We start from the raw sequence: 6,203 nt of genomic DNA, 5'->3' as shown, positions 1-6,203 counted from the left end.
TTGGGGCTTGCCCCCGCCCCCGGGGGGGGGGGGGGGGGGCTGTTCGGTGCCGATCGGGGTCCCTGTTCGACGCCTATTTACAATCCAGTAGAGCAGGCTCGAGCCCGTTGTCGCTGCGACAAAACCGCCAATCTCTTCCCATCGGGCGAGCAGGATGACGACAATCATGCTGCCGCAGCCGAAGACCGCCAAGAGCGGCAAGGCGGGAAGACTGAGCGGAGTTCCCGCCAGCGCAACGGCTCGCCGACGCAGAACCCATGCAGCGGCACAGCCGGCGGCATAGAGCCCGCAGGCGGACAGAACCGACAGGACGATCAGCGTCTCAAATGTGCCGGTGATGGCGAGCACGGCGGTAATCGCGGCATGGACGAAGACGGCGGCGCCCGGAACACCCGTCCGCGCCGAGACACGTCCCAACGCGCTCGGCAGGTACCCGTCACGCGCGAACGCGAACAGCACGCGCGGCGCCCCAAGGAGATCACTGCCCAGCCATGAGCCCATCGATATTGTGGCGCCGATGATCAGCAGAAGACTGAGCCGCGGGTCGATCGTCGCCATCGCATCGGCCAGCGGTGTTGTGGATCCCTGAAGCGCGCCGCCGAGCAACCCCTGAGCGATGACTTGAATAGCAATGTAGGTGAGCGCGACGAACGCCATCGCGCCGACCAGCCCCCGTGGCAGCGTGCGCGCCGGGTTCGCCACCTCGCCGCTGGCACCCAGGACGGTCTCCATGCCCTGAAATGCGAACAGGGACAGCAGCACCGCGCGGCCGATTCCGCTCACGTCGGGAGCGACCCCCTTGCTCAGGCGGGCGGGCGCGATGAACGCGGCGCCGACGACGATGAACACGAGCAGGGGCACCAGCTTGACCAGCGTAGCCGCCGCGATGATCCGTGACGCAGGCCGCGATCCCGAGAGGTTGATCGCCGCGAGTGTGCCGATTACCGTCACGATCACCGCTGCCTGAGCGCCGCTCCCCGCCAGCGAAGGCGCAAGCCGCCCCAGCGTCGATGCGAACGCCGAAGCGATGCCACCGGCGCCAAGCACACAGGCCAGCCACAGCAGCACCCCCGCGACGAAGCCGGCCAACGGCCCGAACGCCGCCTCGACATAGCCATATGCGCCGCCGCTGGTCGGAACACGGCTGCCCGCCTCGGCGAAGCACAGCACCACCGCTCCCATCGCAAGCGCGCACAAGAGATAAGCCAGGATCGCATAGGGCCCCGCCGCTCGGGCCATACCTGCGGGCAGCGTGAAAATCCCGGCCCCGATGACGACGTTGATGATTGCTGCCGCTAAACCGAACGGGCCGATGCCGCGGCGCAGGCCAGCATCGCGGCCCACGGCGATCGCATCGTCTGCTATCCGAAGGTCAGTCATCGCGCTTCTCCCGAGGCAATGTTGAGCACAGCGCACTTGCTGAGTCTCGTAGAACCGGATGCGTGCCAGGATGCCGGGTTCTCCGATGAGGTTACGACCTTTCCCCTGCGCACCGCTCCATCGTTGCCATTTGGCGCAGTTTCTCAGCTGTCTTGGAAAAGCGCGAGTGCTGCAGACGGCAGGATATCCGACATGTGAAAACGTGAGCGATGGCGTGCTGCGCAACCTACGGGACAAAGCCCCCTCGGGGCGCTAGTGATTGTCGAATGTCTGGTAGGGGGAACATCGCCATGGAAGAGGGCATCGCCGCTCTGTCACAAATCGTTCGAGCCAGCGAAGGCACCATAGTCGTTCGGTGGCGTGAACTGCTCGTGGCGTCCGGCGGGGGCGCGGGACGGATCAAGGGGGCCGAGCTTGAGAAGCAATGCCGTGACTTCCTGTCGGCGTTCGTCGCCGCGCTGAGCGCTGGGCCCACGAGCGTGACCGATCCCGCCTTTGCCATTGCTCGAGGCCTCCTGGGGGAGATCTCACGGTCACGGGCAATCCAAGGCTTCACACCGACCGAAACGGCGATGTTCGTCCTCTCGCTCAAGGAGCCGTTGTTCGAGCAGGTGCGGGCCAGCTACGCGGACGATGCGGCCCGTGTCGCAAGCGTCGGCTGGGAGATGACCCAGATCCTCGACCAGCTCGGCCTCTACACGATGGAAGTCTATCAGCGCAGTCGCGAGGAGGTCGTCCGTCGCCAACAGGACGAGATCGCCGAGCTGTCGACGCCGGTAGTCAAGCTTTGGGACGGTATCCTGGCCCTGCCGCTGATCGGGACATTGGACTCAGCCCGAACGCAGGTGGTGATGGAAAACTTGCTGCAGGCGATCGTCGATCATAGCGCCGATCTCGCCATCATCGACATCACGGGCGTTCCAACAGTCGACACGCTCGTCGCGCAGCATCTGCTCAAGACGATCGCGGCCGCCCGGCTGATGGGCGCTGATTGCATCGTTTCCGGCATCCGTCCCCAGATCGCGCAGACGATGGTACATCTGGGAGTCGAGCTCGACGTCGTCTCCAAGGCCACGCTTGCCGACGCGCTTGCCCTGGCGTTCCAGCGAACCGGGCGCAGCGTGGTCCGCAAAGCTACAGTGAAGGGCTGAGCGCATGGACCGCATTCCCATCCTGAAGCTCGGACGCGCGCTGCTTGTCAGCATCCAGGTCGATATCCACGATCGCCTTGCCAAAGCGCTTGAAGAGGATCTATCCGAGCGGATCGTGGCAACGGGCGCTCGGGGCGTGATGATCGACATCTCGGGCCTCGAGATCGTCGACTCTTTCATGGGCCGCATGCTCGACAACATCGCCGCGGTATCCCGACTGCTCGATGCCGACACCGTCGTCGTCGGCATGCGGCCGGCGGTTGCGATCACGCTGGTCGAGCTCGGCCTGTCGCTGACGGGCGTCAAGACGGCCCTGAACGTAGAGCGCGGCATGGCGCTGATCGGCAGCAACCAGTATGAGGAGCTGGGAGGCGATGGCGGCCCGGAGGGCGGCGATGATCGCAACGACGGATGAACTGCTGCCGATCAAGCAATCCGACGACGTCGTTCGCGTCCGACAGGCGGTTCGCGTGCAGGCGGTCGCGGCGGGTCTGGGGCTGGTCGATCAGACCAAGATCGTGACCGCTGCGAGCGAGCTTGCCCGCAACACCCTCGATTATGGCCTTGGCGGCACGGCGCGGATCGAGACGTTCACCGGATCGCGGACGCGGGGCGTCAGGCTGACCTTCGAGGACACCGGCCCGGGCATTCCCGATCTCGATCGCGCACTGACCGACGGCTATACGACTGGCGGTGGTCTTGGGCTGGGCTTAAGCGGCGCGCGTCGGCTGAGCAGCGAGTTCCACATTCATTCGGTTGTAGGCGAAGGCACGCGTATCATGATCGCGCGCTGGAAGTAGCATGCGTGCGGTTGAAGTTCGGGATGTGTCCCAGGTTGCCGAAGCCCGCAGGACCGCAGTCGCGCTAGCCGAAGCCAATGGCTTTAGCGAAGGGGATGCGGGGCGGGTTGCCATTGTCGTGACGGAATTGGCCACCAACATGCTCAAGCATGGCTCTGGCGGGGCATTGCTGATCGGCAGCTACGAAGACGCCTCTGGAGCAGGCGTCGAATGTCTTGCGCTGGATAAGGGCGTCGGTATGGCCGACGTCGCGATGTCGATGCTTGATGGGCATTCGACGACGGGAACTCCCGGAACCGGCCTTGGCGCAATTTCACGTGGCGCGCACGTGACGGACATCTACTCGGCACCGGGCCGCGGCACGGCGATCCTCGCCCGGCTGCAGCGCGGGTCGCAGCGCTTAAGCCGGCCGAAGAACCAGCCCGATTATGGTGCGATCAGCCTGCCGATGCGCGGAGAGGAAGCATGCGGTGACGCCTGGTGCAGAAAGGAAGATGCAGGTGGCTTCGTCTTTATGGTGGCAGATGGTCTAGGCCACGGTCCTTTGGCCGCTGAAGCCGCACACGCAGCATCGCGAAGTTTTCAGGGTTTAGGCCCCGTAGCGCCAAGTGAAATGCTGGCCACCATGCATGCCGCCTTGCGCCCCACGCGGGGAGCGGCAATTGGGATTGCCCGGTTTGCGCTGGACCAGCGGCAGGTCGTGTTCGCCGGCGTCGGCAACATCGCGGCCACGCTGATCGATGCCGGAAACGTCGTAAGGCGGATGATCTCGAACAACGGCACAGTCGGTCATATCGCCAAGCATATGCGCGACTTCAGCTATCCCATCGATGGGACGACGTTGGTCGTGCTGACATCGGACGGACTGGCCACCGGTTGGGATCTTGGATCCTACCCCGGCCTATGGTCGCGGCATCCAACGCTCATCGCGGGTGTGTTGTGGCGTGATTTCAACCGCGGACGGGATGACGTCACGGTTTTTGTCGGACGGGCTGAGGTCGAATGAGGACGATCTCGATCCTCGCTGTCGCACTGATCGAAGAAGCCGACATCGTGGCCGCGCGACAGCGTGGCCGCCAAATAGCGTGTTTGTTGGGGTTCGAGGCGCAGGACCAGACCCGTATTGCCACGGCAGTCTCCGAGATCGCGCGGAATGCGACCACCTATGGTGGCGGGGGACGCGTCGAATTTAGCCTGGAGGCGAGCAGCCAACCCAGTCTGCTGATCCGTATTCGGGACAAAGGGCCGGGCATTGCCGATGTCGATGCGATCCTCGAGGGACGGTTCAAGAGTGCGAGCGGCATGGGCGTCGGCATTTCGGGCACGCGGCGCCTCATGGACCGCTTCGAGCTGGACAGTCATCCAGGGCGAGGAACGGACATCCTGCTTGGCAAGCGACTTCCCCATGCCGTTGAAGCCATCGATGGCGCCAAGCTGGCCGAAATCGGCAAGGTCCTGGCTGCGACGGGGGCCTCCGATCCGCTCGTCGAAGCGCGGACCCAGAATCAGGAGCTGATGCAAGCACTCGGCGGCCTGAAGGCGAAGCAGGAAGAGACCGAACGCCTGAACACCGAGCTCGAGGAGACGAACCGCGGCGTGGTCGCGCTCTATGCCGAGCTAGATGAAAAGGCTGCGCAACTTGCCGCCCTCAACGTCACTCTGGAACAACGCGTGGCTGCGGCAGTGACCGAGTGCCAACAGGCCAATGATGCGCTACGACAGAGCCAGAAGATGGAAGCGGTTGGCCAACTGACCGGCGGTATCGCGCACGATTTCAACAATTTGCTTCAGATTGTCACCGGCAACCTTGAAACGCTCTCGCGTCGGCTTCCGGCCGACGACCTGCGCCTGCGCCGCGCCGCCGACAATGCGATGTCGGGAGCCCAGCGCGCGGCGACCCTGACCCAGCGACTGCTGGCATTTGCACGTCGCCAGCCACTCGCGCCAAAGCCCCTCGACCCGAACCACCTTGTCGATGGCATGTTTGATCTCATGCGTCGGACGCTGGGTGAGACGGTCTCGATCGATGCTCGTTTGGCACCAAATCTCTGGCGGGTGGAGGCCGATGCGAACCAGCTGGAGAACGCGCTCCTCAACCTGGCGGTAAACGCACGTGATGCGATGCCGCCGGGTGGCACTCTGACGATCTCGACCGCGAACGGTATCGTTGGCGAGGCCGACGCCGACGAGGATGCGACGCCCGGCCATTATGTGTCGCTGGCGGTATGCGATACGGGAAGCGGCATGTCGGAGGAGACGATGTCGCGAGTGTTCGAGCCCTTCTTCACCACCAAGGAGGTCGGCAAGGGCACGGGCCTCGGCCTCTCGATGGTCTACGGGTTCGTAAAGCAATCCGGCGGGCATCTTAGGATCGAGAGTAGCCTTGGCCGCGGGACGACAGTTACGCTTTACCTTCCCAAGTTCACCGGACCGTTAATCGCGGAGAAGGTTTTCGAAGTCGGTGAAGCGCCTCCTGCACTACCAGGAGAAGTAGTCCTCGTCGTCGAGGACGATCCCGACGTTCGCGCTCACACCTGCGAGGTGCTCAGCGAATTGGGATATGCTGTCATAGCAGTTGCAGACGGGCCTGCAGCGAACGAGATAATTGACAGCCAGACCCGAATAGACCTCGTCTTTACCGACGTGGTGCTTACGGGACCGCTCAACGGCCACGAGATTGCACTCCACGCCCGCTCGGTGCGGCCTGACACTCCGGTTCTTTTCACGTCGGGGTACGCCAGGGAAGCGATTATCAAGAACGAGCGACTGATGGAAGGAGTTCAGCTGCTTGCGAAGCCCTTTAGCTTTGCAGATCTGTCGTAATTACTCACCCCCCCCGGTTGTGGGCGGGACGTCAGACGGCGAGGGTAGC

Annotated in this window: 5 protein-coding genes and 1 pseudogene; 5 read left to right on the top strand and 1 reads right to left on the bottom strand. The window is 63.9% G+C overall.

Annotation, left to right across the window (positions count from 1 at the left end):
* Positions 1-147: 147 nt before the first annotated feature.
* Positions 148-1,380 (bottom strand): annotated as a pseudogene (locus ACFE65_RS17180) (APC family permease); the annotation flags it as partial.
* A gap of 290 nt (positions 1,381-1,670) precedes the next feature.
* Here ACFE65_RS17180 and ACFE65_RS17175 point away from each other — a divergent pair.
* The 5 genes from ACFE65_RS17175 to ACFE65_RS17155 are packed head-to-tail and all read left to right on the top strand — an operon-like array spanning position 1,671 to position 6,154.
* Positions 1,671-2,531 carry an STAS domain-containing protein gene (locus ACFE65_RS17175; protein ID WP_375383580.1) on the top strand — a complete coding sequence of 287 codons (861 nt, stop codon included), beginning with the start codon at positions 1,671-1,673 and terminating at the stop codon, positions 2,529-2,531.
* Between the two features lie 4 nt (positions 2,532-2,535).
* Positions 2,536-2,946, top strand: a complete 411-nt coding sequence (locus ACFE65_RS17170; protein WP_375383579.1) for an STAS domain-containing protein — start codon at positions 2,536-2,538, stop codon at positions 2,944-2,946.
* A complete protein-coding gene (locus ACFE65_RS17165; protein WP_375383578.1) occupies positions 2,927-3,331 on the top strand; it encodes an ATP-binding protein in 405 nt (134 codons plus the stop codon). Before ACFE65_RS17170 ends, ACFE65_RS17165 begins: the two co-directional genes overlap by 20 nt.
* A gap of 1 nt (position 3,332) precedes the next feature.
* The gene (locus tag ACFE65_RS17160) at positions 3,333-4,337 is read left to right on the top strand and encodes an ATP-binding protein (RefSeq protein ID WP_375383577.1); all 1,005 of its coding nucleotides are present in this window, start codon (positions 3,333-3,335) and stop codon (positions 4,335-4,337) included.
* The gene (locus ACFE65_RS17155; RefSeq protein ID WP_375383576.1) at positions 4,334-6,154 is read left to right on the top strand and encodes an ATP-binding protein; all 1,821 of its coding nucleotides are present in this window, start codon (positions 4,334-4,336) and stop codon (positions 6,152-6,154) included. Before ACFE65_RS17160 ends, ACFE65_RS17155 begins: the two co-directional genes overlap by 4 nt.
* The last annotated feature ends 49 nt before the right edge of the window (positions 6,155-6,203 follow it).

The sequence above is a fragment of the uncultured Sphingomonas sp. genome, assembly GCF_964237335.1.
In the GTDB taxonomy this organism is placed as follows: domain Bacteria; phylum Pseudomonadota; class Alphaproteobacteria; order Sphingomonadales; family Sphingomonadaceae; genus Sphingomonas.
This window is presented reverse-complemented; position numbering and strand designations above follow the sequence as displayed.